Below are 26,541 nucleotides of genomic sequence, written 5' to 3'. Positions count from 1 at the left end.
CATTCGAACCACATGCCGTCACTCTGAGATAGGCGGGAGAAAGATCTGCAAGCGACCGCAGGGCAAACTCTGCCTCTTGAACGGCCACAATTGAACGGGAAGGGATGGTTTCTGGGGCAGCCATGCGACTGCCCCGTTGCCGATCAGGCCTGCTGAGCGGGTGAATCGTCATCGATGAGGTCGGGCTCGTCCGGCACGATGATGCGATGCTCAAGATCCTCTTTGGGGGCGAACACCGGGTAGACGTACAGAAACGCACCGATGATCAGATAGCCGATGGTTATCCCGTCGAACTGAGGTATCTGTAGCGTGTAGGAATGGATGATGCCGATCGAAGACATCAGCCCACCTGCGACAGCAAACGCGCCGGCCATCCGGAAGCGCCCGTCAATCACATCGGCCACGATGGCACCCCAGACCAGACCGGTGATGATCGCCCCCTGGCTCAGGGCAAGGTGCCCCTCGTAATGAGCCCCTTCCATCAGAAGGGCCGAGGTCAGATCAGGATCTCCCAAGGATGGCAGCCCTTCGACACCGCTGCTGCGCAGCGCGTTCATCAACGATCCCCATTTGACCATCAGGAAGGCCGAGATATGGGGCAGGATCGCGAAGGATACCGCAGCCATGTGCATCGGTTTCACAGCCCAGGCCGTGTTGGTGATCAGGCTGACTGATACAAAGACCAGTACCGGTGCGGCTGCGGCGATCGGGATCAGCCCCGCGAGGAAGGACAGGAACCCCAGAAAGGCGGCGGCGGCAATTACAACGGCCACACCGACAATATACCCCGCATGGGCATCCAGCCGTTTATAGGCCGGATGGCCGATGTAGACGGTTGTCGGGAATGGCGAACCAAACAGAGCACCCAGCATCGTGCCTGCGCCGTCCGTCACCTGGCAGAGCCCGACAGGGTAATGGTCGCCTGCCGCTTCGGCGGATTCCACGTTGTTCATCGTTTCGATGAAATTGTAGATCTGCACGGGGATCAGCACCAGGAACAGCTCAGGGTTGGCGAACAGGTATTGCACACCGGCGATCAGGTCACCGAAATACGGGATCGGCGGGTAGAACCCGATGCCGCTGACATCAATTTTGGACTCGCCAAGCAGAAGGGCGATCACGGTACCGGCAGCAATCGCGACAAGGCCGGCCGGAACATTGCCCGGCAGGCGGAAACGGCCGATCAAACCCCAGAGGATGAACAGCAGCGACGTAAAGCCGATGATGGGGTTCTCGAACACTTCGGCCAGCGGCACAGAGCCGATGAAGACCAGGGCAATGCCGCACAGCGTCCCCAGCATCCCCGCACGTGGCGTGATCCGCTTGAGATACGGTCCAACCACGGCGCCCAGAGCCGCGACGATGCCGCCCATGAACCCGGCGCCGATGCCTACTTGCCAGGCTAGCATTGGATCATTTGTCGCCCAATAGATGGGTCCGATCACCCCGAACAGGTAGACGAACATAACCGGCGTCGAGATGCCGTAGGGCAACGCGGTTACGTCTTTGCCCTGCGCGTTTGCCGCCCATTTGGCGAGGTAAGTGTAGACAGCGACACCGGCCAAAATCGCGATGGCAGCGCCGGGAACGATGCGGCCAAAGACGATGTCCGCAGGCATTTGAAACACGAATTGGCAGACCCCGGACAGGATCAGCAGGTTGACAAGGTTGTCGGTAAACAGCGCCCAGAAAGCGCTGAAATCGCTGCGGGTAAACAGCTTGTATTCATAGGTCCTCCCGTCCATGACGGTCTCCTCCTCTGATGTGACCGGTTTGGCCCGACAGGTGTCAGGCCGATCTCCCTTTCCGGTCGTGATGGTGGCCCCGCAGGGGTGCCTGGTTTGCCCCGGTCAGGGCGGTCGCGGCAGTTTCAGAGGTCAATTCAGCCATCACCTCGGCCGCCACGAAGGCGGCGATGACGCTGGGCCGCTTGTCGCGGCTACCGCTAGCCCCGATGGGGCATTTCAAATGTTCGATGGACTGTCCGTCACAGTGTTTCTGCGCCCAGTTCCTGAGCTTTATCCGCTTTGTGGCGGACCCGATCATCCCTACATAAGCGGCATCCTTTCGTTCCAGCGCGGCGGTCGTCAGCAGGAAATCCAGCCCGTGATCATGGGTCAGAACGACAAAGGCGCTGCCTGCGGGCGCGCGCCAGATTTCGGCTTCGGGAATCGCGCTGACCCGGGTTTCGACATTGGCTGTGCAAAGCTCGACCTCTTCGGGTCGGGTGTCGACGAGGATGCAGCGCACCGGCAGATGCTGAAACTGATTGGCCAAAGCGCGTCCCACGTGGCCCGCGCCCATGACATAGACGTGTGGCAAAGCCTCGTCGCGCTGGGTCGCGCGCTCTGTGGCGGCCCATTTGTCGGACGCACGCATGCGGGTCAGTTTCATCTCGACCCGCCCACCGCAGCACTGGCCGATTTCGGGGCCAAGCGGCACATCCAGATCCTGATGCAACACCCCGTCGCGCAGCATGTCGCGGGCGGCGTTGATGGCCATGAACTCCAATTGGCCACCACCGATGGTTCCCCACAGTGCCCTGGGTGCCACGAACATCTCGGTCCCTTCGTTGCGCGGCGACGACCCGCGCACGCGTGTCAGCGCAATGCAGATCACACTGTGCTGCGTGGACAGGAATTCGCTAAGGGAACCGGGGGCAGTCATGGCTCAGGGCCCCGCTTGCAGCCGCGCAACTGCCATTAGCACACGTTCGGGGGTGGCTGGCGCGTCAAGGCGCGGACATTCGCGGTAGTCAGCTACAGAGGCTACGGCCATCGACAAGGCCTCAAACACCGAAATGCCCAGCATGAACGGCGGCTCGCCAACGGCCTTGGACCGTTTGATGGTCAACTCGCGATTTTCCGACCAATCGGCAAGTTTCACATTGAAGATACGCGGGCGGTCTGACGCGAGCGGAATCTTGTATGTCGACGGAGCATGGGTACGCAGACGGCCGGCATCATCCCACCAAAGCTCTTCGGTGGTTAGCCATCCCATGCCCTGAATAAACGCGCCTTCGATCTGCCCCTTGTCGAGCACAGGGTTCAGCGAGCGTCCGACGTCGTGCAACAAATCTGTTCGGTCCACGCGGTATTCGCCTGTAAGGGTATCAATCGTCACTTCTGAACACGACGCGCCGTAGGAGTAGTAGTAGAACGGACGGCCTTGTCCCTTGGCCCGATCCCAGTGGATTTTCGGTGTTTTGTAGAACCCGGCCGCCGAGAGCTGCACGCGCGCCAGATAGGCCTGTTTGATGAACACATCGAAGGGCAGAACCTCGTCGCCGATATGCACCTGATTGGCGTGGAAGGCCACTTCTTCGGGGGCGACATTCCAGGTTTCGGCGGCGAATTTCACCAGACGTGCTTTGATCTGCTCGACCGCGTTCAACGCGGCCATGCCGTTAAGATCGGTCCCGCTGGAGGCTGCAGTGGCCGAGGTGTTCGGAACCTTCTCGGTGGTTGTTTTGGTAATCTTGATCCGGCTGAAGTCAACCTGAAAGGCCTCGGCCACGACCTGCGCAACCTTGGTGTTGAGACCTTGCCCCATTTCGGTACCACCGTGGTTCAGATGGATCGAACCGTCATTGTAAACATGAACCAGAGCGCCAGCCTGATTGTACCAGGTCGCGGTAAACGAAATGCCAAACTTGACCGGTGTCAGCGCGATGCCTTTTTTCAGGATTGGCGATGTCTTGTTGAATTCAATTATGTCCTGACGGCGCTGGCGGTATTCCGATGTCTCTTCCAACTCTCCGATCAGCCGGTCGAGGATGCTGTCTTCGACCACTTGGTGATACGGCGTCACGTTACGGTCTTTGGTGCCGTAGAAATTCGCCTTACGTACATCCAGGGGGTCTTTCCCGGTGGCATAGGCAATCTCTTCGATCATCCGCTCTGCCGCGATCACACCCTGCGGGCCGCCAAATCCTCGAAACGCGGTATTCGACACCGTGTTGGTTTTCATTGGATGACTGTTCAGGCGGACGTTCGGATAGAAATAGGCGTTGTCCGCGTGAAACAGCGCCCGGTCGGTGACAGGTCCCGACAGGTCTGCCGAGAATCCGCAACGCGCGGCAAAGCTGCCTTCGACCGCCTGAATGCGGCCTTCATCGTCAAAAGCGACATCATAGTCGATCACAAAATCATGGCGCTTACCGGTTGCCGTCATGTCCTGATCCCGGTCGGGGCGGATTTTGACGGCGCGGTTCCACTTTTTGGCAGCCATGGCCGCCACGGCGCAGAACAGGTTCATCTGGCTTTCCTTGCCGCCAAACCCCCCACCCATGCGACGGACGTTGACCACGACCGCATTGGACGGCACCCCAAGGACATGCGCCACCATATGTTGCGCCTCTGACGGGTGCTGGGTCGAGCAATGCACCATCACATCGTCGTCTTCGCCCGGAATCGCAAAGGCGATGTGGCCTTCAAGGTACATGTGATCCTGACCGCCAACGCTCATCCGGCCTTTGATCCGGTTGGGCGCGGCCGCCTGAGCCGGTGCCACGTCTCCCCGCTCCAGCTTGAGGGGCGCTGTGACATGCGGGTATCCTGCTTTCTGCGCGGTGATCGGGTCCAGCGCGTGGGGCAGGGTTTCGTATTCGATCTTTGCCCGTTCAGCGGCGCGGCGCGCGATGTCGCGGGTCTCGGCAATCACTGCAAACAACGGCTGGCCGTGGAATTGTATGGCGTCGGTCGGGAAAACCGGTTCGTCGTTCAGGTGGGTCGGGCTGATATCATTGGCCCCCGGCACGTCATCAGCGGTCAGTACGCCGACCACGCCGGGCATTGCCAGAACGTCGCTGAAATCGATACCCAGAAGCTTGGCGTGCGCGACGTCTGAAACGCCGAGATACGCGTGCAGCGCGCCTTGTGGCAGCGCAATGTCGTCCGTGTAGTCGGCCTGCCCCGTGACGTGCTTGACCGCACTGTCATGGTTTACATTGGTGTGAGCCGATCCAATGATGGAAACGTTGTCTTTCATGTTGTCGTCTCCTGATCAGGCACAAGCCAGTTGAACGGGGGTGTCGGTTTCACGGTCGTTTTCAAGGAAGAACCGGCGCAGAAGGTTTTGGGCGGTCAGCATCCGATAGTTCGACGATGCGCGCCAATCTGTGAGAGGCGCGAAATCCTCGGCCAGCGCTTCAGCGGCGGCTTCGAAACTTTCGCGTGCCCAGGGTTGGCCGTTCAGCGCCGCCTCGGCTGTCGATGCGCGTTTAGGCGTGGCGGCCATGCCCCCAAATGCAATGCGCACATCGCTGATGATCCCGTCTGTGACGCTCATGTGCAGCCCGGCGGCCACAGAAGAAATATCCTCGTCACGCCGCTTGGAAATCTTGTATGCAGCGTCCAGATCGTTGGGTCCGGGCAGAGGCACGCGGATGCTTGCGACAAATTCATCGGGTTGGAGGTCTTGCTTGCCGTAGTCGATGAAGAAGTCAGCCAGAGGCAGGGTTCGGCGTTCGGAACCGCGCCGCAGAGTGATTTCCGCGCCGAGCGCGATGAGAACCGGCGGCGTGTCCCCGATGGGTGAGCCGTTGGCGATATTCCCACCTACGGTTCCCATATTCCGCACCTGCCACCCTGCGATGCGATCCCAGTAGGAGGACAGGTGTGGCAGGTGTACAGACAGAAGGTCCTGGCAATCGGTGTAGCTGGCGCCGGCACCGATCAGGAGGAGAGACCCCTGTCTTTCGACTGTTTTCAGGTCTTCGAGATGACCGGTGAAAATGGCAGGGCCAATGTCGCGCAGGAACTTGGTCACCCACAGGCCCACATCGGTGGCTCCGGCCACGATCGTGGCGTTTGAATAAGCTTGCAGGCATTCGGCAAGATCATCGACGCTGGATGGCAGAATGCTCAGGTTGTTTTCGGGTCCGGAGACCACGCGCCGCCCGTCCTTCAGGGCCGCCAGACGCGCGGTCATGGTTTCGCGTTCGGTGTTCAGATGATCAGATGACGGGGTGCCGTAGCGGCTGACGGCAATGGCCGCTCGGATGATCGGCTCATACCCGGTGCAGCGGCACAGGTTGCCCTGCAATGCGGTTTCAACCTGTACTTCGGTCGGTTCCGGAGTTTGCATCCAAAGCGCATAGAGGGCCATGACGAAGCCCGGTGTGCAGAACCCGCACTGGCTGCCATGGTGATCGACCATGGCTTGTTGAACCGGGTGCAGCCGGCCTTGAGGCCCGGACAGATGTTCAACCGTCACGACATGACAGCCGTCTACAGAGGCAAGAAACCGGATACAGGCATTGACCGGAGCATAGCGCAGGCCCGAGCGCCCAAGCCGCCCGACAAGCACGGTGCACGCGCCGCAGTCGCCTTCGGCGCAGCCTTCCTTCGTTCCTGTCAGTCGGCGTTCCAGGCGCAGGAAATCAAGAAGTGTCTGGCCTGCCGACACGTCTGGGACGGAGACATCCTTGCCATTGAGGACAAATTGGATGTGGGTGCGATGCGTCATGGAATTCTCCCTCTGCCCCTGCCTTCCGGAGGGTGGTCAGTGCAACCATAGGAGCAAAGATTGAGATGGAAAATCGCTGCAAATGGCAAATACTTTCAACAGATCGTTGAAAAAGATGGGGCTATACCGCATTCTTTCGCTGCTGGGAGGATCCAATGTCTTACATCGAAAGTCTGCGTGTTTTTGTCCGCGTGATGGAGCTGGGCAGCATCACCTCTGGCGGGCGAGATCTTCGGTTGACCCCGGCGGTGGCTAGCAAACGGTTGAAAGAGCTTGAAAACCATCTGGGTGTGCGGCTGTTCAACCGAACCACCCGATCGATGACCCCAACCGAAGTGGGGACGGTTTTCTACGATGAAGCCAAGGCGGTCCTGCTGGCGCTTGATCACGCCGAAGCGCGTGTCGCCAGCTTTTCCGACGCGCCGCGGGGGGCGATCCGCATCACCGCGCCTTTGGGTGTCGGGCGCAGAATCGTTGCGCCTCTGGTGCCGGAATTCTCGGATCGTTACCCGGAAACAGAGATTCGCATGCGCCTGTCCGATCGCAAGGTGGACATTCTGGCTGACGGTCTGGACATCGCCTTTTTCATCGGAGAGCCTGGCGATTCAACCATGAAACTGCGGAAGTTCGCGGATTGTGATCGTGTTCTGTGCGCCTCGCCCGATTACCTGTCGCAGTTTGGGACGCCCAAAACACCGGATGATTTGTTGCACATGCCCCATAACTGCCTGTTGCTGCGTTATCCTAGGTCTCCGGAATACTATTGGACTCTTCGCACTGACATGGGGCCGCGAAAGCTTGAAGTTGGCGGCAAATACGACGCAGACGATGGTGATGTTCTGACCGACTGGGCCTTGTCCGGTCGTGGGATCGTCAACAAGCCGCGCTTTGACGTGCGGGAGTTTCTCGAGGATGGACGGCTGGTCGAGGTCCTGCCCGAGACGCCCCCCTTGCCAACGATTTTCGGGTGTCTTTATCCGCACAAAAAGCTGCAAGATCCCAAGGTGCGCCTGTTCGTCGAACATATCGCACAGCACAGCAAACGCTTTTTCGCATAAAGAAAAACCGGGCATCACGGCCCGGTTCGCTGTCATGGTTTCGCGCGCAGGCGCCTATTGGTTTCTGACTTCACGCACCCATGCGATGATGGTTTGGCGTGCCTCTTCATCCATTTGCACTGCCGATGGTGGCGGCATTGCGTGGCTGATCCCGGCTTGCAGATAGATCTGGTCAGCATGTCGGGCCACATCTCCGGGTGTCTCAAGGTAAACTTTCTTCGGGGCCCATTTCATGGTGCCGTACACCGGCTCGCGGGCGTGGCACATCGAGCAATTGCCCAAGACCGTGTCATAGGCATCTTCGAAGCCCGCGGCGGACGCATATTTCTGCTCGTATAGTGTCAGCTCGCGCGCTTCGGCGTCTTCCCATGTCTCGGTGTTTCTCACCGAAGACAGCCAAGCGATCACGACCATTAGCAGAACCGTCACGCCCCAGGTCCAGTGCGGGCCTTTCCCAGTTGCGTGCATCGTGTTGAAATAGTGACGGATGGTGACGCCCGTCAGAAAGATCAGGCTGGCGATGATCCAGGAATACTCGGTGCCGAAAGCAAGTGGATAGTGGTTCGACAACATCAGGAACACGACCGGCAAAGTCAGATAGTTGTTGTGCGTGGATCGTACCTTGGCGATCTTGCCGTATTTGGCATCAGGTGTCCGACCGGCCTTGAGGTCTTCGACCACGATCCGTTGGTTCGGCATGATCTGAAAGAACACGTTGGCCGTCATGATCGTTGCAGTGAAGGCGCCAAGATGCAAAAGCGCGGCACGACCGGTGAAGATCTGGTTGTAACCCCAGGACATGATCACCAGGATCACGAACAACAGCAGCATCAGAACGGTCGGGTGATCGCTCAGCTTGGATTTGCACATCTGATCGTAGAGAAGCCAACCAATGGTCAGCGATCCGCCGGAAATCAGAATCCCCTGCCACAGCGCAAGGTCCACTTTGGTTGGATCAAGCAGGAACAGCTCGCCACCAACCCAGTATATGATCATGAGCAACGCCGCACCAGACAGCCACGTCGTGTAACTCTGCCATTTGTGCCAGGTCAGGTGCTCGGGCATGCGCGAGGGCGCAACCAGATATTTGACAGTGTGGTAGAAGCCGCCGCCATGTACTTCCCATTCTTCGCCGTAGGCCCCGTCCGGAAGGGCTGGGTTCGGCTTTAGCATGAGGTCCAGCGCGATAAAGTAGAATGACGCCCCAATCCACGCCATCGCGGTGATCACATGCAGCCAGCGGACGGAAAAGGCGATCCACTCCCACATTACGGCCAAGTCATACATGGCTTTGCTCCTAAGATTCTTTGCTTCCGGTTACTCTATGCGAGTGTGTTTTGTTCTGGTATTGCTGGTAAAGACCAAGCAGTATCAAAAAATGCAAAAAAATGTCCTACCTTGATAACATCAGAACCTTTGTCCGGGTCTATGAATTGGGCAGCATGTCCGCCGCGGGCCGTGATCTGAGGGTTTCGCCAGCCGTCACGTCGGCGCGTATATCGCAACTGGAAGAGCATCTTGGCGTGCGTTTGTTCCAACGCACGACACGCAGCCTGACGCCCACCGAGCAGGGAAAATCTTTCTATCGCGGCGCGGCAGAGATCCTTGAAGCGGTCGAAAGTGCCGAAGCCCAGATCGTCAATCTGACCGAAAACCTGAAAGGGTCACTCTATGTCGCGGCGCCGTTGGGAGTCGGGCGTCGGTTGATTGCGCCGCAGGTCCCGAAGTTTCTTGCCGAGTACCCCGAGGTGAACGTCCGGTTAAGGCTGACTGACCGAAAGGTTGATCTGACAACCGAAGGTCTGGACCTGGCATTTTTTCTTGGTCAGCCAGAGGACAGCAACCTGCGTATTCGCAAGATCGCGGATGTCGAAAGAGTGCTTTGTGCATCCCCGAAATACATCAAAAGGCGCGGGATGCCCGAAAGCGGGGACGCGTTGATCGCTGATGAGCACGAATGTCTCAATTTGCGGTTCCCGGGCGCGACCGAGTTTCAATGGCTTTTGAGGACCGATACGGGGCCAAAACGGTTCCGGGTTTCCGGGCGCTACGAGTCAGACGATGGCGACGTGCTGACAGACTGGGCCCTTGGCGGACATGGTATCGCGTTGAAGCCGATTTTTGAGATCGCTCAACATCTCAAGGCCGGGACATTGGTTCCGGTGGCGGAAAAGACGCCGCCAGAACCGATTCAGATGGCATGTCTGTTTACGCACCGCCGTATGCAGGACCCCAAAACGCGGCTTTTCATGGAATTCATAATCGAACGCATCGGGTCGTCGATTGCGGCGGCAAATACGGCCCGGTAGGTCGCTCAGCTGCCGCGATAGGTCGAGTACCCGAAGGGCGAAAGCAGCAGAGGCACGTGGTAATGCGAATGTTCGGACATTCCAAACCGGATCGGGATGACGTTCAGAAAGCGCGGGTTTTCAGGTGGTGTGCCGCAGGCATCAAGGTAATCCCCGGCATGGAAGACAAGTTCGTAGTCACCTGTTGAAAACTCTGCTTCGGGCAGAATTTGTTCGTTGGTCCTGCCGTCGTCATTGGTGAACAGAGTTTTCAGCAACTGGTGGTCTGCACCTTCAATGCGGAACAGTTCGATTTTCAATCCTTCGGCGGGGCACCCCCGGGCCGTATCCAGAACATGTGTTGTAAGGTAACCGGTCATTTGCGCTACTCCTCAAGTTATACAGTTACTAGTCTGTTTTCGCATCCAGGAGCAAAGGCAGTCTGTGGGAAGCTGCTTTCTGCATTTTTTGAAAAACATCTTTGATTATCTGGGGTATTGATCAATTCAAGAAGAAGGAAACCGATGTGAAGCCTTATCCACGAGACATGACCGGTTACGGTGGGCAAGTTCCCAAAGCAAACTGGCCGAACGACGCCAAAATCGCCATTCAGATCGTGCTGAATTACGAAGAGGGCGGTGAAAACAACGTTCTGCACGGCGATGCCGCATCCGAAGCGTTTCTGTCCGAGATCACCGGCGCCGCCCCTTGGCCGGGGCAACGGCATTGGAACATGGAATCGATCTATGAATACGGCAGCCGCGCGGGGTTCTGGCGCGTGCATCGCCTTTTGCAGGATCTGCCTGTCACCGTCTACGGTGTTGCAACCGCTTTGGCACGTGCACCTGCACAGGTTGCGGCGATGAAGCATGCCGGGTGGGAGATCGCCAGCCACGGTTTGAAGTGGATTGAACACAAGAACATGGGCGCAGAAGAAGAACGTTCCCAGATCCGCGAAGCAATCCGCCTGCACACAGAGGTTACAGGTCAGCCGCCCCGTGGTTGGTATACGGGCCGCTGTTCGATGAATACGGTCGAATTGGCCGCTCAGGAAGGCGACTTTGCCTATATCGCCGACAGCTACGCCGACGATCTGCCATACTGGATCAAGGCAGGGGGCAAGGATCTACTGATCATGCCCTATACACTGGACTGCAACGATATGCGCTTTGCAATTCAGGCGGGGTTCACCAATGGGGAACAGTTTGAAAGCTATCTGAAAGACAGCTTTGACATGCTCTATTCCGAGGGTGAGGCGGGCGCGGCCAAGATGCTCTCGATTGGGTTGCACTGCCGTCTGATCGGTCGCCCCGGTCGCGCCATGGCGCTAAAACGCGCACTTGATTATTTCAGGAAACACGAAGGTGTCTGGTTCGCAACGCGCGAGCAGATTGCCGAACACTGGGCCATTGAACACCCGCCGGTGCAATGTCTGACCCCGTCCGAAATGGATCGACCAACCTTTGTGTCGGAATTCGGCGGCGTGTTCGAGCACAGCCCGTGGATTGCCGAAGGTGCGTATGAACTGGAAATGGGCCCGACGCATGACAATGCCGCTGGTGTCCACAACGCGCTGGCGCGTGTGTTCCGTTCCGCCTCGCCCGAGCAGCGCCTTGGCGTTCTGACAGCCCACCCGGACCTGGCTGGCAAGCTGGCCGCCGCCGGCCGCCTGACCAAGGAAAGCACCGCGGAACAGGCCGGTGCGGGTCTGGACATGCTGACCGATGAAGAACGCGCAACGTTCACGGCGTTGAACGAAGCCTACACGACCAAGTTCGGCTTTCCTTTCATCATTGCCGTCAAAGACAACACCAAGGCCAGCATTCTGGAAGCCTTTCGCCGTCGCATCGACAATGACCGCGACAGCGAATTTGCCGAAGCCTGCCGTCAGGTCGAGCGCATTGCCGAATTGCGTCTGATCGAGAAGTTCGCGCAATGACGGCTGGCTTGAAACTCCGTCCCTTGACGTCAGAGGCATTTGCACCATTTGGCGATGTCATCGAGGCGGCTGGCCGGGTGGACAAGCTTATAAATCAGGGCAGATGCGCCCGCTATCACGACCGGGCCGTGTTGGATTTCCAGGATGGGCGCGCGGGTATCAGTGTGTTTCAGTCCGAAGCCTTCAGCCTGCCGATCAAGTTGGAAATGGTTGAACGCCATCCGGATGGCAGCCAAGCCTTTTTGCCTTTGTCGGAGAAACCATTTGTCGTGGTTGTGGCCCCGGATGAAAACGGAAAACCCGGTCGGCCCATCGCCTTCAAAACAGCGCCCGGACAGGGAGTGAATTATCATCGCAACACTTGGCATGGCGTTCTGACCCCGCTTCATGCGCCCGGACTTTTTGCGGTGGTCGACCGAATTGGAGCCGGGCCCAACCTCGAAGAGCATTGGTTCGAGGAGGCGTTTGAAATCACAGAATGAGGCGCGTTGCCGGAAGAGGAGCCGGCTGCGAACCTCAAGGGAGGAAAGACCAAATGTCAGATGCATCCATCGGATCGCCGGAACAACTCCGCGATCCGAATTATACTCCGCCGCTGCTTAAGGCGGTGCCGCTTGGAATTCAGCATGTGCTGGCGATGTTCGTGTCCAACGTCACGCCAGCCATTATCGTTTGTGGCGCGGCCGGTTTCGGCTTTGGCTCGAACAGCCCCGATTTCCCGCAGATGATCTACATGATCCAGATGTCGATGTTCTTCGCGGGCGTCGCCACGTTGTTTCAATCTGTTGGCATAGGCCCGGTCGGTGCCCGGCTGCCGATCGTACAGGGAACATCGTTTGCCTTTATCCCGATCATGATTCCACTGGTGGTGGGCAAGGGCGTTGACGCAATTGCCGTCCTGATGGGCGGGGTCGTTGTCGGTGGCTTGTTCCACGCCTGCCTCGGGCTGTTCATAGGGCGCATTCGCTTTGCTCTTCCGCCGCTGGTTACAGGCCTTGTGGTGACCATGATCGGCCTGGCCCTTGTCAAAGTCGGCATTCAATATGCCGCCGGCGGTGTACCCGCCATAGGCACCGAGGAATATGGCTCGGGTCTGAACTGGTTCATGGCCGGAACCGTAATCGTGGTCACGCTTGGCCTGAAATTCTTTGCCCGGGGCATGTTGTCGGTGTCGGCGGTTCTCATCGGACTGCTGGTCGGATACGCCGTGGCCTTCCTGCTTGGCCAGGTGAATCTGGGCAACGTCGGCAACGCGGCATCCTTTGCACTGCCGAACCCCTTGCATTTTGGCCTTGAATTTTCGGTCGCGGCCATCATCGGTTTCTGTGCAATGTCCTTTGTTTCCGCCGTTGAAACCGTTGGGGACGTATCCGGTATCACCAAGGGGGGCGCTGGCCGAGAAGCTACCGACAAGGAAATACAGGGCGCGACCTATGCTGATGGTCTTGGTACTGCGATCTCTGGTCTGTTTGGGGCGCTGCCGAACACGTCGTTCAGCCAGAATGTCGGGTTGATTGCCATGACCGGAGTCATGAGCCGCATGGTCATGACCATCGGCGCGGTTTTTCTGATCATTTGCGGGCTTATTCCAAAGATCGGGGCGATAATCTCGTCCATTCCGATTGAGGTTCTTGGCGGCGGCGTGATCGTGATGTTCGGCATGGTTGTTGCCGCAGGGGTTTCGATGCTGTCGGACGTGAACTGGAACCGGCGCAACATGGTGATTTTTGCAATCGCCCTAAGCCTTGGACTGGGTTTGCAGCTGGAACCCAACGCGTTGCAATACTTGCCCGGCACATTGAAGGTTCTGGCGACATCAGGAATCCTGCCCGCCGCCGTCATCGCCATTGTATTGAATCTGGTGCTTCCCGAAGAACTTTCCGACGAAGCGACGGAAGAGGTCTCGGGCGGCATGGCCGGACATGGTCTTGGGTCCATCGAGCAAGACGACCACGTCTGATGCGTTCGGCGTGATACACTGATCGTTCTGGAAAAAACATGAAGCGGCGCGCCTAGGCGCGCCGCGTTTCATTGTTTGGTCACCATTGAATTGAGATCTGCTGTCAAAAGCTCTTCGCCCAAAAGGACCGCCGAGACAATGCCCAAGAAGGTGACGCCGTCTGGCTTCAGGAATCGACCTCGATCGCGACCCCTTTCCGAACGGCGAGGTCAACCACGGACGCGGCGACCGCAAGATCTTGAAGGCCCACACCCGTGCCATCGAACAGCGTGATCTGATTGTCCGATATCCGGCCCGGATCGGTGCCGTTGATGACCGCGCCAAGCTGCGCCACGTCGCTTTCCTGGATCAGGCCTTCGGCCACCGCGTGCTGCGCTTCGCCGATGCTGACGGATTGCGCGACTTCGTCCGTGAACACGCTGGCCCTGGCCAGAAGGGCGGCTTCGACTTCCTGTTTTCCTTTGGTGTCCGTGCCCATGCAGGCGATATGAGTTCCGGGGCTGACATGGTTCGCCATCAGCGAGGGCGCAAAGGCCGAAGTGATCGAAATGATCACATCCGCTTCAGTCATTTCGTCAAGCTCGACCGCCTGGAACGGAACGCCGGCTTCATTGGCGACCTTCTCGATATTCGGCAGCATTTCGGGGTGGTAGTTCCAGCCAATGATCTTTTCAAAGGCGCGCTGCTCCAAAGCCGCGCGAAGCTGAAAGGCTGCCTGGTGGCCAGCGCCTATCATGCCTATGACCTTGGCGTCCCTGCGTGCGAGATGCTTGATCGATACCGATGATGCTGCCGCCGTTCGAAGGGCCGTCAGAAGGTTCCCGCCGACCATCGCAGATGGCTTGCCGGTGTCGGGGTCGAAAAGAAAAACGGTGGACTGGTGGTTGATCAGCCCGCGTTTTTCCAGATTGTTCGGCCAATAGCCGCCCGCCTTCAGTCCCAGCGTCAGGCCGGCGCGGTCAAACCCCCCTTTGAAGCCGTACAGTGCATCTTCGTGCCCGATGGCTTCACGCACGACAGCGAAGTTGTAGGCGTCGCCGGACGCCATTGCGGCAAAGACCTGTTCGACCGCGTCAAAAGCCGCTTGTCGGGTCATAAGGTCAGCGATCTCACGCTCGGGTACGATCAGCATTTCATTCTCCAATCAAACATTCGTGCGCCCGCGTGCCACCACCGGAAGGAGAGCATACACGCGGGCGGCTGTCTGGCTGCTTCCGAGCCAGCCCTCCCAAACACGGCAAGTTCGGATCAATAAGCGCGTCCGCGGGCGGATACGGGCCAGACGGTCTCGACCTTGCCGTTGCGAACGCCGACATACCAATCATGTACATTTGCGGTTGGGTCGCAGTGCCCCGGAACCAGCCTGAGCTTGTCGTTGACCTTCAGCACACCGTTCGGGTCCATGACGACGCCGTGTTCGTCCGAACATTTGATGTACTCGACATCATCTCGGCCGAAGATAACGGGTAGACCGCTGTCCACCGATTGCGCCTTGAGGCCCGCATCGACGATCGCCTTGTCCGCCTTGGCGTGGCTCATGACGCTGGTCAGGATGAAGAAGGCGTTTTCCCACTCGCCCTGATCGATCCGGTTGCCGTCCTTGTCCAGGATACGGCCGTAATCGGCATCCATGAAGGCGTAGGACCCGCATTGCAGTTCGTTGTACACGCCCGAGTTGGACTCGAAGTAGTATGAACCGGTGCCACCGCCCGAGACCAATTCGCACTCGATGCCTTCGGCTTTGAGGCCTTCAACCGCGTCCCTTACCATCGCAATTGCGGTGTCGAGCTTTTCCTTGCGCGCCTCATAGCTGTCGAGGTGCTGCATGGCCCCCTGATAGGCCTGAATGCCGGTGAATTTCAGGTTCTCGGCTGCTTCGACCGCTTTGGCGATTTCGATCACGTCGGATGTTGTCGTCACACCGCACCGGCCAGCGCCGCAGTCGATTTCGACGAAGACCTCCAACTGTGTTCCGTGATCCACCGCCGCGCCTGAAAGATCCGCGACATTGTCCAGATCATCGACACAGACGATAATGCGGCTGCCCAGCTTTGGCAGGCTGGCAAGACGGTCGATCTTGGCAGGGTCACGCACCTGGTTCGACACCAGAACGTCCTTGATGCCACCGCGCACGAACACTTCGGCCTCTGAAACTTTCTGGCAGCAGACGCCTACGGCGCCTCCGATCTTCTCCTGCAACCTGGCCACGTCTACCGATTTGTGCATTTTTCCATGCACGCGGTGGCGCATGCCGTGCGCCTTGGCATAGTCGCCCATCTTCTTGATGTTGCGTTCAAGCGCGTCGAGATCCAGCACAAGAGAGGGGGTCTGGATATCTTCTTCATCCATTCCGGGCTTGGCCGGAATGTCAAAGCCTACTTCGAATTCGTCGAGATTGGTCATATCTTTCATTTCCGTATTCCTATGTCGGGATTGATGTCACGCGTTCAGCCAGGGCAGCCTGTCCAGATCGACATTACCCCCGGTTATGATCAGGCCGACACGCTTGCCTTTGAATGCGTCCGGGTTCTTCAGGATCGTGGCCAGCGGAACGGCCGAAGATGGCTCCATCACGATCCGAAGGTGTTTCCACGTCAGCTTCATCGCGTCGATGATCTCTTGCTCTGATGCCGTGTAAATCTCGGATACGTGGTTCGACACGAAATGCCAGGTCAACTCTTTCAGCGGCACCAGCAGCCCGTCGGCGATCGTCTTGGGTGCGTCATCCGCGATGATGTGGCCGGCCTTGAAGCTGCGATAGGCATCGTCGGCCTGTTCCGGTTCCGCCGCGATGATCGCGGTTTCCGGGGCGAGCGTCGAAAGTGTCAGACAGGTGCCGGACACCATGCCGCCGCCGCCGATAGGTGCGACAACCGCATCCAGACCATCGGTCTGCTCGATGAACTCGCGCGAACAGGTGCCTTGCCCGGCAATCACGCGCGGATCGTTGTAGGGATGGACGAAATCCCCGCCCGTTGCGGCCTGAACCTCGGCAAAGGTTGCTTCGCGCGACGAGGTGGAGGGCTCACATTCCGTGATCTTCCCACCATAGCGCCGCACCGTGTCTTTCTTTGCCTGTGGCGCTGTGCGCGGCATGACGACATTGCACGGTATGCCCCGCTTCATTGCCGCATAGGACAGGCACGAGGCGTGGTTGCCCGAAGAATGGGTTGCGACGCCTTTCCTGGCCTGTTCGTCGTCAAGGCCAAACACGGCGTTTGCAGCGCCGCGAACCTTGAAGGCGCCCGGTTCCTGAAAGTTTTCACATTTGAAGAACAGCTGTGCACCGGATAGCTCGTTCAGATAGTCTGATGTGCGGACCGGTGTGCGGCGGATGAAAGGTTCAATCCGATCATGTGCCGCCAGCATGTCCTCGTAGGTAGGGATATTCATGTTGCAATCCTTCATCACGCGGCGTCCTTTTGAATGGCGCCCGAATGACCGCGATAGTATTCCTGCGCAGCCGCCACGCCCGAGCCCAACTGGATGTTCAGGCCCAGGTCGACCATGCACATTTCAGCGGTGGCAATCCCGGACAGGGCCATGACATCCGTCAGGCTTCCCAGATGCCCGATGCGGAATACCTTGCCCGCAACTTCGCCAAGACCGACACCGAAGGCAACGCCGTATTTTTCGGCCGCGTGCGTGACAATATCGGTGGCGTTGAAACCGTTTGGCGTACGGATCGCGCTGACGGTGTCAGAATAAACCGAAGGGTTCGCCGCGCACAGGTCCAGCCCCCAGGCGCCCACGGCGGCGCGTACGCCTTCGGCAATACGGTGATGCCGGGCAAAGACGTTTTCCAAACCTTCACCCAGCAGCATGTTACAGGCCTGATTGAGGCCATTCATCAAGCCAACCGCAGGTGTGTAAGGGTATGCGCTGTTGGCATAGCCTTTCGCCATGTCGTGCACGTCAAAGAAGGTGCGGGGCAGGGTCCCTGTGCTGGTCGCGTCCATTGCCCGCTGGCTAAACCCGACGATGGCAAGGCCCGCAGGCAACATGAACCCTTTCTGCGAACCCGTGACGGCCACATCAACGCCCCATTCGTCAAAACGGAAATCCATGGATCCGATCGATGAAACACCATCGACGAACAGCATTGCGGGGTGCCCGGCAGCATTCAGAGCCTTGCGTACAGCGGCAATATCCGATTTCACACCGGTTGCCGTTTCGTTATGCGTGGCAAGAACAGCCTTGATTTCGTGGCTTGTGTCGGCGGTCAGAATCTCTTCGTAACGATCGGCTGGCAGCCCTTCGCCCCAAGAGGTTTCGACAATCTCGACATTCAGACCGTGGCGCTGGCACATATCGATCCAGCGATGGCTGAACATGCCGTTGCGCGCCGCCAGAACCTTGTCACCGGCCGACAGGGTGTTGGTCAGCGCGGTCTCCCAGCCTCCGGTTCCGGTCGACGGGAAAATGAAGATTTCGGCGCTGTCGCTTTTCAGAATTTTTTGCACACCCGCGCGGGCTGGGTGCAGAATCTGCCCGAACAGCGGCGAGCGGTGGTCGATCGTGGGCATGTCGCAAGCCTTGCGCAGGCTTTCGGGGATATTGGTCGGGCCCGGAATGAAAACGGGATTTTGAAAGCTCATGGGTGGTCTCCTTCCGTCGTTGACCACACAATAAGTTCTAGCCGCTCTGCCCGATATATTTTTGAAAAAGCCTTTCAAAACACCACGTTTTGAATTTAATTTATAATTGTCAGAGCCTTATATTTTTCATATCATGAATTAGTCTTTCACGAATGATCAAAGGGTTTTTATGGATTCTCAAGACAATACTCGCGAAGTCCGCAGAAAAGCCCGTGGAAGACCACGAGGATGGGACGACAAGACAGCGCAAAACACGATCAAATCTCTCGACCGTGCGATGGAAGTTTTTGAGTATTTGAGTGAAGCGCAGGGCAAGGCGTTAACCGCGCTATCCGACGAAATGGGCCAGTCGCCCGCCACAGTTTACCGAATTCTCGTTACACTAGAGGGCAGGGGACTTGTCGAGTTCGATCATGACGAGCAGGTCTGGCACATCGGTCCTCGTGCGTTCGTAATCGGCTCGCGCTTCCTGCGTCGCACCAGCCTTGTGGACCGGGCCCGACCCGTGATGCGAAAGCTGATGGAGGCCACCGGCGAGACCGCAAACCTGGGGGTCGAAAAAGAAGGAATGGTGTTGTTCCTGAGCCAGGTTGAAACCCATGCCAGCATCCGGGCGTTTTTCCCACCGGGCACGCTGTCTCCGATGCACGCATCGGGCATCGGGAAAGCTTTGTTGGCATATATGGATGAAGATCGGCTGGACCGGCTGTTGGCCAAGACGGAACTGTGGGCCTTCACGGACCGGTCGATTACCAGCCCGGCCGCGCTGAAAGAAGATCTTGCCATGGTCAGGGCACAGGGCTTCTCGATAGACAACGAAGAAAAAAACGCGGGTATGCGATGTATCGCTGCGCCGGTTTTCGATATCAACCGAGAGGCTGTAGCCGGGATTTCGGTATCCGGACCGACAAGCCGCGTCAGCGAAGCCGAAATCGCGCGCCTAAGCCGCCCCGTCATCGAGGCGGCGCGTCAGTTAACTCTGGCCATCGGCGGGACTATTTCTGCGCCGCTGTCTTGAGGCTCCGGTGCTGCGGATAAGCCGCTGGTCCCGGCCGCAGGGCCATATGACGGTTCACGTCTTTGTACAGCAGGTAACGGAACTTACCCGGTCCGCCCGCATAACAGGCCTGCGGGCAGAACGCGCGCAACCACATGTAATCGCCGGCCTCGACCTCTACCCAATCATTGTTCAGCCTGTAGACGGCCTTTCCCTCAAGAACATACAGACCATGTTCCATCACATGTGTTTCAAGGAAAGGAATGACGGCGCCGGGCTCGAAAGTCACCACGGTCACGTGCATATCGTGCCGCAGGTCACTTGGATCGACAAAGCGCGTCGTGGCCCATTTGCCGTCGGTTCCGGGCATCGGCGTCGGCGTGATCTCATTTTCGTTGAGAACCAGAACGTCCGGGCGGTCAAGCCCTTCCACCGCTTCATAAGCCTTTCGAATCCAATGGAAACGCAGGGTCTCACCGCCTCGGTTTCGTAAGGTCCAGTTGCATTCAGCGGGCAGGTAGGCATAGCCGCCGGGTGTCAGCTCGTAGGTCGTGCCGTCGGCCGTCAAGGTCGCTGTGCCTTCGACCACGAACAAAACGCCTTCGGCTTCGGGATCGGTCTCGGGCCGGTCAGAGCCACCGCCGGGCTGAACCTCCATGATGTATTGCGAAAAGGTTTCGGCAAAGCCGCTTAGCGGGCGGGATATCACCCATAAGCGGGTGTCGTCCCAAAACGGCAGAAAACTGGTCACGATATCCCGCATCGTTCCCTTTGGGATCACTGCATAAGCGTCAGTAAATACGGCGCGGTCAGTCAGCAATTGCTCCTGACCAGGGTGCCCACCGTGTGGAGAATAATACTTGGCGGTCATGCATGCTCCTGAAAAATGTCATATGCCTGAAATATGCGCCGAAGGATCGGTGCGGACCACCCGCAAAAAGTTGACAGCTCTATTCGTGAAGATTTGAAAAATCAGAATTTGGCCGTCGTTAAGCGCGCGCAGCATTGGCATCATGCGTGCGCTGCGCAGCCGGTCGGACCAACAAGGATTGGGTCAGGGTTGCACCGGTATGACCCCGGACAGATCCGGGGCAATCCGTATCATCTGCGACAGGTCAGGTTTCAGTCCTGTGCTTTTACCGGAAATCATCCCAAACGGAACGCTTGTCGCTGCGGCGAGTGCATCCTGAACGGGGATCTCTGCTTGTCCCGTCAGAACCCGCACCGCTTTTGTCAGGCACAAGTCCGCCCCGGCCAGAGTGCCGTCCTCCAAAGTCAGCCTGCCGTTTTCCCGCCGGATGCGGCGTCCTTCCAACTGAAACTCGGTCAGTGACGTTCCGGCGACCGCCATCGCATCGCTGACAAGGAAAATCCGCCCTGGTCCGCGTTTGGCGGCCCAGGCAATCCGCATCGTATCGGGATGAACGTGGATGCCATCCGCGATCAAGCCCGCCGATAGCGATCCGCAGGATAGCGCCGCGCCGACCAGTCCCGGTTCACGACTGCCGAGCTGGCTCATTGCATTGAACAGATGCGTTGCGCACTGCGCCCCGGCCCTTGAAAACGCCTGGCAGGTTTCAAAAGGCGCGTCCGTATGCCCCAGAGAAACGATGACCCCCGCGCGTTTCAACTCTTCAACCTGTTGCGGGGTTGTGCTTTCAGGTGCCAGCGTGACCATCAATGCAGGCAGGTGTTTTGCAGCGTCGATCAGAATTTCCAGATCGGTTTGCTGCATCGGGCGGATCAGGGCGGCATCATGTGCGCCCTTGCGTCGCACAGACAGGTGCGGACCTTCCAGATGCAGGCCCGCAATGCCGGGAACACCCGTCTGAACGGCCTTGATGGCGGCATCAATCGCGGCCCGGGTTTTCTCGGCCGTGTCCGTGATCAGGGTTGGCAGGATGCGAGTCGCACCCAGCGCGCGATGAGCGCCGGCGATTTGGGTCAGCGTGTGAACCGATGGATCGTCGTTGAACATCACGCCCCCGCCGCCGTTTACCTGCAAGTCCGCATAGCCGGGGCTGAGGATGTCGCCGCGCAGATCCTCGATCTGGTCATCCTGTGCGATCTGGACCGCAGGTAACAACGCATCCAGCACTCCGTTTCTGAACCGTGCGGCGTATCCTTCACGCAATTCAGTGCCATCGAAGATCGGGCCGCCTGCAAAGGTTACAGTAGAGCTGGTCATACCGTTTCCGTCACTTTTTTCAGATGGCGCGGTGTGTCCGGGTCGATCCCGCGTTGTGTGGCCACCTTTTCCACCATTCCATAAAAAGCAGCGATTGTCGGTATCGGGTCCGTCATCCAATGCGACGTCCGGACATGGGGCAGTTCCGTGGCGTGTTTCACGCGGCCGGTTGTGGCGAAAACCACAGCGCCTTTGGACGCCAGTGCGTCCGCAACTTCGGCCAGATTGTCCTCTGCTGCATCTCCGGACGACAGGGCAAGCACGGGAAAGCCCTGATCCACGATGGAAACCGGGCCGTGCAGAACCTCGGCCGCCGAATAGCTTTCTGCGTGGATCTGGCAGGTTTCCTTGAATTTCAACGCGGCTTCGTTGGAGATTGCCAAAGACAGGCCCCGGCCCAAGGTAAACAAAGAACGCCCATCCACCGCGTCCGCCACGGCGCTCCAGTCGCAGGCGATTGCGGTCGACAAACTGTCCGGCAGCCCATGGATTGCGCGCAACAGGTGATCATCGCGCTTCACCTGCGCAATCAGCCACAGCCCGGCGACCAGAGACGTCACGAATGTCTTTGTCGCCGCCACGCTCAGTTCGGGGCCCGCGTGAATGGGCAGTGTTGCCGCAGCCGCCTCGGCCAGGGCAGAGGCAGGGTTGTTCGTGATCGCGACCGAGTAAGCCCCGCCGGATGTGAGCGACTGCGTTAGCTGCACGATATCCGGGCTCTGACCGGATTGTGAGACTGAGATGCAGATTGCATCCTCGCAACGCATGTCGACCCCGTAGATGGATTTCACCGACGGTCCGACCGAAGCCATCGGCAAACCAAGCAACAGTTCCGAGGCGTATTTCAGAAAGCTGCACGCATGATCCGAGGATCCGCGCGCCACCGAGATCAGGAACCGCGGGTCGCGGGCCCGGATCTCGTCGGCGCTTTGCGCGATCAATTCCGCGCCCTCGGTCAGAAGGCGGTCTACGGCGTCGGGAATCTCATCGATCTCGCGCCGCATCTGAGTGGTTGTGTCAGGCATTTTCCCAGGCTTTCAATTTGACAGGCGCAGTTCGGCCACAAAGTCATAGGCGTCACCGCGGTAGATCGAGCGGGTCAATTCAGCGACCCGCCCGCTTTGCAGATATGAGGTGCGTTGAATCCGAAGCCCGGCCGTACCTTCCGCAACATCCAGAAGCTCTGCCTCGGGCGGTTCGAGGTTGATGGCCGAGATTTTCTGGATCGCGCGCACCGGTCGCAGACCAGATTGTTCAAGAACAGAGTAAAGCGACCCCGTCACGTCGGTGGGGTTCGGCAGGATATCGAGCGGAAGGGCCGCTTTTTCCAACGCCATCGGGCGTCCTCCTGCCTCTCGCAGGCGGTAGATACGCGCGACCTGTTCATTTGCCGACAAGCCCAATGCCATCATTTCTTCCGGGGATGGCAGGAAAACCCCGCGCTCCAGCCATGTAGAGGTCGTCTTGAGCCCGCGCCGCTCCATGTCTTCGGTGAACGATGTCAGATGGGACAGCGATTGTTCAACCTTCGCTACGGGTTCGCGAACAAACGACCCAGACCCCTGTCTTTGCTCGATTGCACCTTTGCGCACCAGCTCATGAATGGCCTTGCGTACGGTCACACGGGACAGGTCGGTGATCTCGGCGATTTCTCTTTCAGGGGGCAGCGAACTGTTGGGAGGCAGGATGCCGTCCTTGATCCCTTGTTCAAGGCGTTGACGGAGCTGTACATAGCGCGGGCCCGAGCTGTGCCCCAACCATCCTTCGGGCCGCAGGAAATCAGCTATGTTCATGTTCGATTTCCTCCTGATACGCCTGTGCCAATGCAAGTGCGCCGGACAGTGGATCGCCTGCGGGCTGGACCAGAGCAGATTGCATGTTCGCAGGCAGGTAGGGCGCGTAAAGGGGGCCAATTCCGCCGGTCAGACAAACGGGCAGGCCAACGTTCCAGCCCATTTTCTTCATCACGTCGATCAGATAGCCCGCACCGTCCTGCAGGATGGATCTGGCCAAGTCGTCCCCGCGATTGGAAATCTCGGTCACAAGCGGGGCGAGGGCGCCAAAGTCCGATGGCGTCATGTCAGCGGCGGCCCGTACAATTCCTGCGGCATCGCCAAATCGAGACAGCAGATCCTGCGCCAATGCTGAAGGGCCGGTCGTGCCGTCCGTGTGCTCCAGCGTCTTGGCCAGCGCCCGTTTGCCAACCCATTGCGCGGAAGCCTGATCGCCCAGAACAGGGCCCCACCCGCCGGCAAACTTCATCGTGCCACCCCTTTGCATTGCGACAAAAGAACCGGTACCGCAATGTGCGACAAACCCGTCCATGGCCCCCAATGCGCCGCGCAAAGCTGCTGCGCGATCATCTTCGATCCGGACGTGCCGAAATGGCAATGCCGTCGCAAGTTTCCGGGCAATTGCGTCACCTGTTATCCCGGCCAGGCCCAGATAGGCGGGCGCTTGCGCAAGCTCCTCGGGCGAACGGCCCGCCTGAACGGCCAGAGCTTCCAGACCGCGCTGCAGCTCGATGCAGGCGGCCTCGAAATCCGTGGACACGTTTGCTGCGCCGACTTCGACTCTGTGTGTTTTGCCATCAACAAAAGCGGCGACGCGGCAACGCGTTCCGCCCCCGTCGGCGGCCAGGAACATGGGTTTTGATGACTTTGCCATATACAGACCTTTATAATACCTTTTACGTGTTTTGAAGTCCTAATTGCGACCAAAGCGGCGAATTTCATGCTATATCGGCCAAAAATATGGAAAAAAATAAATGGTAGACTAATGGTATTTAAAAGGTATGATATCGAGAGTTCTTGGGGGAGAATCACTTGATTACGCCGGCGACAGAACAATTGCATCAGGATGCGCATGGGCTTGATACCCGTCCGCTGGCCGAAGTTGCCGGCCTGCTGGCGCGGTCGCAGGTGTCAGCGGCAACGGCAGTGCTTGATGCGCTTGGCCCGATTTGCAGCGGGGCGACGGCCATGGCCCAGACGATCCGGTCGGGCGGCAAGCTTCGATATCTTGCGGCGGGGTCTTCCGGCCTCATGGCGGCCTCGGACGCGCTTGAGCTTGGCGGAACCTTTTCCATCCCGTCGCAGCAGATCCGCATTCATATGGCGGGTGGAATGCCGATCACGGCAGACATGCCAGGGGATGTAGAGGACGCTGTTGATGGGCTGGCGCAAGAGGTGTCGGATATGGTTGCCAACGATACGCTCATCGCGGTCTCGGCCAGCGGCACCACGCCTTATACCGTCGCTGCCGCAAAATTGGCGCGCGACCGGGGGACGCCCGTGATCGGGATTGCAAACAACGCGGGTTCGCAATTGTTACAACTGGCGGACCATGCCGTTCTGCTTGCGACCCCTCCGGAATTGATCTCGGGATCAACCCGGATGGGGGCCGGCACTGCGCAGAAAATAGCTCTCAACACGTTGTCGACGCTGATGGCCATCGAGCTTGGGCATATTCAGGACGGCATGATGATCAATCTGCGGGCGGACAATGACAAATTGCGGGCACGCGCCAACGGAATCGTGTGCCAGCTTACCGGCGTATCACCGGAACGTGCTGATGATGCCCTGAGGGCCGCGGATGGGAACCTGAAATGCGCGGCACTTGTCGCCGCAGGTGCCGCATCGGCAGAGGATGCACAAAAGCGACTGGCTGAAACGAATGGCCATCTGCGTCATGCGATGAACCGGCTGAATGAAAATAACGAACATAGCAACCTGGGAGAAACCAAATGAAACGCAAAGTTCTGAGCCTAGCTCTGATGAGCACGGCGCTGGTCACAAGCGCCTATGCGCAAGACGCCACGCTGACAATCGAAAGCTGGCGCAACGACGACCTCGCTCTCTGGCAGGAAAAGATCATCCCTGCTTTCGAGGCGGCCAATCCAGGTATCAAAGTTGTTTTCTCGCCTTCAGCCCCGGCGGAGTACAATGCGGTTCTGAATTCGAAACTGGAAGCCGGATCCGCCGGTGATCTGATCACCTGCCGCCCGTTCGATGCTTCTCTGGCGCTGTACGAAGCGGGCCATCTGACCGACCTGTCCGATTTGGATGCGATGGATAATTTCTCAGACGTAGCCAAATCGGCGTGGCAGACAGACGATGGGTCGGCCAGTTTTTGTGTTCCGATGGCATCGGTGATCCACGGATTTATCTACAACAAGGATGCGTTCAACGAACTGGGTCTGGAGGTTCCGACCACCGAGGCAGAATTCTTTGAGGTGTTGGACAAGATCAAGGAAGACGGCACCTATATTCCGATGGCAATGGGCACCAACGACCAGTGGGAAGCCGCAACGATGGGCTATAACAACATCGGCCCGAACTACTGGAAGGGCGAAGAAGGTCGTCTGGCCTTGATCAAGGGTGAACAGAAGCTGACCGACCCACAGTGGGTTGCACCTTTTGCGACACTGGCCAAGTGGGGCGCGTATCTGGGCGACGGATATGAGGCGCAGACCTATCCCGACAGCCAAAACCTGTTCACGCTGGGCCGCGCTGCGATCTATCCGGCAGGCAGCTGGGAAATCGCAGGTTTCAACACGCAGGCAGATTTTGAGATGGGCGCCTTCAAGCCGCCGGTCCAAAATGCCGGTGACACCTGCTATATCTCGGACCATACCGATATCGGCATCGGTCTGAACGCTGCCAGCGAAAACCAGGAGGCTGCCCGCACGTTCCTGGCCTGGGTCGCAAGCCCGGAATTCGCCAGCATTTTCGGCAATGCGGTTCCCGGTTTCTTCCCTCTGTCCAATACTCCGGTTGAACTGGAAGATCCCCTTGCCAAGGAAATCGTCGGATGGCGGGATGAGTGCGAGAGCACCATCCGTTCGACCTATCAGATCCTGTCACGTGGCACGCCCAACCTCGAAAACGAGACCTGGGGTGCGTCCGTTGCAGCCATCAAGGGCACCGAAAGCCCTGAGGCTTTGGGCAAGAAACTGCAAGACGGGCTGGCCAGCTGGTACGCACCGCATCAGTAAGACCTGAACCACTCTCACCGGACGCGGCCCGTCGCGTCCGGCACCTTTT

23 protein-coding genes are annotated in these 26,541 nt (G+C 58.5%); 8 read left to right on the top strand and 15 right to left on the bottom strand.

Annotation, left to right across the window (positions count from 1 at the left end):
- Positions 1–143: 143 nt before the first annotated feature.
- The 4 genes from I9184_RS15510 to xdhA are packed head-to-tail and all read right to left on the bottom strand — an operon-like array spanning position 144 to position 6,468.
- Positions 144–1,745, bottom strand: a complete 1,602-nt coding sequence (locus tag I9184_RS15510) for a xanthine/uracil/vitamin C permease (protein WP_171724593.1) — start codon at positions 1,743–1,745, stop codon at positions 144–146.
- Between the two features lie 43 nt (positions 1,746–1,788).
- Entirely contained in the window at positions 1,789–2,667 is an 879-nt protein-coding gene (xdhC, locus tag I9184_RS15505) for a xanthine dehydrogenase accessory protein XdhC (RefSeq protein ID WP_171724592.1), read from the bottom strand.
- Positions 2,668–2,670: 3 nt separating this feature from the next.
- Positions 2,671–4,989 carry a xanthine dehydrogenase molybdopterin binding subunit gene (gene xdhB / locus I9184_RS15500; RefSeq protein ID WP_209835081.1) on the bottom strand — a complete coding sequence of 773 codons (2,319 nt, stop codon included), beginning with the start codon at positions 4,987–4,989 and terminating at the stop codon, positions 2,671–2,673.
- Positions 4,990–5,004: 15 nt separating this feature from the next.
- Entirely contained in the window at positions 5,005–6,468 is a 1,464-nt protein-coding gene (xdhA, locus tag I9184_RS15495; protein WP_209835080.1) for a xanthine dehydrogenase small subunit, read from the bottom strand.
- A 155-nt stretch (positions 6,469–6,623) separates the two neighbouring features.
- Between xdhA and I9184_RS15490 the strand changes: the two genes are divergently transcribed.
- A complete protein-coding gene (locus tag I9184_RS15490) occupies positions 6,624–7,526 on the top strand; it encodes a LysR family transcriptional regulator (RefSeq protein WP_171636446.1) in 903 nt (300 codons plus the stop codon).
- A 54-nt stretch (positions 7,527–7,580) separates the two neighbouring features.
- On the opposite strand, the gene I9184_RS15485 is transcribed toward I9184_RS15490, so the two are convergent.
- The gene (locus tag I9184_RS15485) at positions 7,581–8,813 is read right to left on the bottom strand and encodes a urate hydroxylase PuuD (protein WP_171636444.1); all 1,233 of its coding nucleotides are present in this window, start codon (positions 8,811–8,813) and stop codon (positions 7,581–7,583) included.
- Between the two features lie 101 nt (positions 8,814–8,914).
- On the opposite strand from I9184_RS15485, the gene I9184_RS15480 reads away from it, so the two are divergent.
- On the top strand, positions 8,915–9,835 hold the full coding sequence (locus I9184_RS15480; RefSeq protein ID WP_171724587.1) for a LysR family transcriptional regulator: 921 nt from the start codon (positions 8,915–8,917) through the stop codon (positions 9,833–9,835).
- Between the two features lie 5 nt (positions 9,836–9,840).
- Here I9184_RS15480 and uraH read toward each other — a convergent pair whose 3' ends face one another.
- Complete coding sequence (uraH, locus tag I9184_RS15475) at positions 9,841–10,194, bottom strand: hydroxyisourate hydrolase (RefSeq protein ID WP_171724586.1); 354 nt, start codon at positions 10,192–10,194, stop codon at positions 9,841–9,843.
- A gap of 146 nt (positions 10,195–10,340) precedes the next feature.
- Here uraH and puuE point away from each other — a divergent pair, with 146 nt between their 5' ends.
- From puuE to I9184_RS15460, 3 genes are read left to right on the top strand one after another with little or no spacing between them, the layout of a single operon-like run.
- Positions 10,341–11,753 (top strand): allantoinase PuuE, encoded by a 1,413-nt coding sequence (gene puuE, locus I9184_RS15470; protein ID WP_209835079.1) that lies wholly within the window; start codon positions 10,341–10,343, stop codon positions 11,751–11,753.
- Positions 11,750–12,235 carry an ureidoglycolate lyase gene (locus tag I9184_RS15465; protein ID WP_171724585.1) on the top strand — a complete coding sequence of 162 codons (486 nt, stop codon included), beginning with the start codon at positions 11,750–11,752 and terminating at the stop codon, positions 12,233–12,235. The genes puuE and I9184_RS15465 overlap by 4 nt, the downstream gene beginning before the upstream one ends.
- Positions 12,236–12,288: 53 nt before the next feature.
- Positions 12,289–13,713, top strand: coding sequence for a nucleobase:cation symporter-2 family protein (locus tag I9184_RS15460; RefSeq protein ID WP_209835078.1), 1,425 nt, complete (start codon positions 12,289–12,291; stop codon positions 13,711–13,713).
- Between the two features lie 166 nt (positions 13,714–13,879).
- Here I9184_RS15460 and bhcD read toward each other — a convergent pair whose 3' ends face one another.
- From bhcD to bhcA, 4 genes are all read right to left on the bottom strand, one after another.
- Entirely contained in the window at positions 13,880–14,845 is a 966-nt protein-coding gene (gene bhcD / locus I9184_RS15455; protein ID WP_209835077.1) for an iminosuccinate reductase BhcD, read from the bottom strand.
- A 116-nt stretch (positions 14,846–14,961) separates the two neighbouring features.
- Positions 14,962–16,125 (bottom strand): 3-hydroxy-D-aspartate aldolase BhcC, encoded by a 1,164-nt coding sequence (gene bhcC, locus I9184_RS15450; protein WP_209835076.1) that lies wholly within the window; start codon positions 16,123–16,125, stop codon positions 14,962–14,964.
- Positions 16,126–16,152: 27 nt separating this feature from the next.
- Entirely contained in the window at positions 16,153–17,121 is a 969-nt protein-coding gene (gene bhcB, locus I9184_RS15445) for a beta-hydroxyaspartate dehydratase BhcB (RefSeq protein ID WP_209835075.1), read from the bottom strand.
- Positions 17,121–18,311, bottom strand: a complete 1,191-nt coding sequence (gene bhcA / locus I9184_RS15440; protein WP_171233267.1) for an L-aspartate--glyoxylate aminotransferase BhcA — start codon at positions 18,309–18,311, stop codon at positions 17,121–17,123. The genes bhcB and bhcA overlap by 1 nt, the downstream gene beginning before the upstream one ends.
- A 169-nt stretch (positions 18,312–18,480) precedes the next feature.
- Between bhcA and bhcR the strand changes: the two genes are divergently transcribed.
- The gene (bhcR, locus tag I9184_RS15435) at positions 18,481–19,329 is read left to right on the top strand and encodes an HTH-type transcriptional regulator BhcR (protein ID WP_209835074.1); all 849 of its coding nucleotides are present in this window, start codon (positions 18,481–18,483) and stop codon (positions 19,327–19,329) included.
- Here bhcR and I9184_RS15430 read toward each other — a convergent pair.
- The 5 genes from I9184_RS15430 to I9184_RS15410 form a co-directional block, all read right to left on the bottom strand.
- Complete coding sequence (locus I9184_RS15430; RefSeq protein ID WP_209835073.1) at positions 19,307–20,179, bottom strand: bifunctional allantoicase/(S)-ureidoglycine aminohydrolase; 873 nt, start codon at positions 20,177–20,179, stop codon at positions 19,307–19,309. The genes bhcR and I9184_RS15430 overlap by 23 nt on opposite strands.
- A gap of 183 nt (positions 20,180–20,362) precedes the next feature.
- Positions 20,363–21,496, bottom strand: coding sequence for an N-acetylglucosamine-6-phosphate deacetylase (nagA, locus tag I9184_RS15425; RefSeq protein WP_209835072.1), 1,134 nt, complete (start codon positions 21,494–21,496; stop codon positions 20,363–20,365).
- Positions 21,493–22,521, bottom strand: a complete 1,029-nt coding sequence (locus I9184_RS15420) for an SIS domain-containing protein (RefSeq protein ID WP_171636420.1) — start codon at positions 22,519–22,521, stop codon at positions 21,493–21,495. Before I9184_RS15420 ends, nagA begins: the two co-directional genes overlap by 4 nt.
- A gap of 12 nt (positions 22,522–22,533) precedes the next feature.
- The gene (locus tag I9184_RS15415) at positions 22,534–23,289 is read right to left on the bottom strand and encodes a GntR family transcriptional regulator (protein WP_171636418.1); all 756 of its coding nucleotides are present in this window, start codon (positions 23,287–23,289) and stop codon (positions 22,534–22,536) included.
- Positions 23,276–24,163 (bottom strand): BadF/BadG/BcrA/BcrD ATPase family protein, encoded by an 888-nt coding sequence (locus tag I9184_RS15410; RefSeq protein WP_209835071.1) that lies wholly within the window; start codon positions 24,161–24,163, stop codon positions 23,276–23,278. The genes I9184_RS15415 and I9184_RS15410 overlap by 14 nt, the downstream gene beginning before the upstream one ends.
- Before the next feature lie 158 nt (positions 24,164–24,321).
- Here I9184_RS15410 and I9184_RS15405 point away from each other — a divergent pair, with 158 nt between their 5' ends.
- Together I9184_RS15405 and I9184_RS15400 are read left to right on the top strand one after the other, a co-directional pair.
- Complete coding sequence (locus tag I9184_RS15405; RefSeq protein WP_171636414.1) at positions 24,322–25,245, top strand: N-acetylmuramic acid 6-phosphate etherase; 924 nt, start codon at positions 24,322–24,324, stop codon at positions 25,243–25,245.
- Positions 25,242–26,492, top strand: coding sequence for an ABC transporter substrate-binding protein (locus I9184_RS15400; protein ID WP_209835070.1), 1,251 nt, complete (start codon positions 25,242–25,244; stop codon positions 26,490–26,492). The genes I9184_RS15405 and I9184_RS15400 overlap by 4 nt, the downstream gene beginning before the upstream one ends.
- The last annotated feature ends 49 nt before the right edge of the window (positions 26,493–26,541 follow it).

Origin of the sequence: Ruegeria sp. HKCCE3926, assembly GCF_017872515.1 — a bacterium.
Lineage (GTDB): Bacteria > Pseudomonadota > Alphaproteobacteria > Rhodobacterales > Rhodobacteraceae > Ruegeria.
This window is presented reverse-complemented; position numbering and strand designations above follow the sequence as displayed.

Excerpts from the sequence above, each read along its gene's own strand:
- I9184_RS15415 (WP_171636418.1), bottom strand. The coding sequence starts at position 23,289 with ATGAACATAGCTGATTTCCTGCGGCCCGAAGGATGGTTGGGGCACAGC.
- I9184_RS15460 (WP_209835078.1), top strand. The coding sequence starts at position 12,289 with ATGTCAGATGCATCCATCGGATCGCCGGAACAACTCCGCGATCCGAAT.
- bhcB (WP_209835075.1), bottom strand. The coding sequence starts at position 17,121 with ATGAAGGATTGCAACATGAATATCCCTACCTACGAGGACATGCTGGCG.
- I9184_RS15510 (WP_171724593.1), bottom strand. The coding sequence starts at position 1,745 with ATGGACGGGAGGACCTATGAATACAAGCTGTTTACCCGCAGCGATTTC.
- I9184_RS15480 (WP_171724587.1), top strand. The coding sequence starts at position 8,915 with ATGTCCTACCTTGATAACATCAGAACCTTTGTCCGGGTCTATGAATTG.
- I9184_RS15430 (WP_209835073.1), bottom strand. The coding sequence starts at position 20,179 with ATGACCGCCAAGTATTATTCTCCACACGGTGGGCACCCTGGTCAGGAG.
- xdhB (WP_209835081.1), bottom strand. The coding sequence starts at position 4,989 with ATGAAAGACAACGTTTCCATCATTGGATCGGCTCACACCAATGTAAAC.
- I9184_RS15420 (WP_171636420.1), bottom strand. The coding sequence starts at position 22,521 with ATGCCTGACACAACCACTCAGATGCGGCGCGAGATCGATGAGATTCCC.
- I9184_RS15400 (WP_209835070.1), top strand. The coding sequence starts at position 25,242 with ATGAAACGCAAAGTTCTGAGCCTAGCTCTGATGAGCACGGCGCTGGTC.
- I9184_RS15465 (WP_171724585.1), top strand. The coding sequence starts at position 11,750 with ATGACGGCTGGCTTGAAACTCCGTCCCTTGACGTCAGAGGCATTTGCA.
- I9184_RS15490 (WP_171636446.1), top strand. The coding sequence starts at position 6,624 with ATGTCTTACATCGAAAGTCTGCGTGTTTTTGTCCGCGTGATGGAGCTG.
- bhcA (WP_171233267.1), bottom strand. The coding sequence starts at position 18,311 with ATGAGCTTTCAAAATCCCGTTTTCATTCCGGGCCCGACCAATATCCCC.
- xdhA (WP_209835080.1), bottom strand. The coding sequence starts at position 6,468 with ATGACGCATCGCACCCACATCCAATTTGTCCTCAATGGCAAGGATGTC.
- uraH (WP_171724586.1), bottom strand. The coding sequence starts at position 10,194 with ATGACCGGTTACCTTACAACACATGTTCTGGATACGGCCCGGGGGTGC.
- nagA (WP_209835072.1), bottom strand. The coding sequence starts at position 21,496 with ATGACCAGCTCTACTGTAACCTTTGCAGGCGGCCCGATCTTCGATGGC.
- xdhC (WP_171724592.1), bottom strand. The coding sequence starts at position 2,667 with ATGACTGCCCCCGGTTCCCTTAGCGAATTCCTGTCCACGCAGCACAGT.
- bhcD (WP_209835077.1), bottom strand. The coding sequence starts at position 14,845 with ATGCTGATCGTACCCGAGCGTGAGATCGCTGACCTTATGACCCGACAA.
- bhcR (WP_209835074.1), top strand. The coding sequence starts at position 18,481 with ATGGATTCTCAAGACAATACTCGCGAAGTCCGCAGAAAAGCCCGTGGA.
- I9184_RS15485 (WP_171636444.1), bottom strand. The coding sequence starts at position 8,813 with ATGTATGACTTGGCCGTAATGTGGGAGTGGATCGCCTTTTCCGTCCGC.
- I9184_RS15410 (WP_209835071.1), bottom strand. The coding sequence starts at position 24,163 with ATGGCAAAGTCATCAAAACCCATGTTCCTGGCCGCCGACGGGGGCGGA.
- bhcC (WP_209835076.1), bottom strand. The coding sequence starts at position 16,125 with ATGAAAGATATGACCAATCTCGACGAATTCGAAGTAGGCTTTGACATT.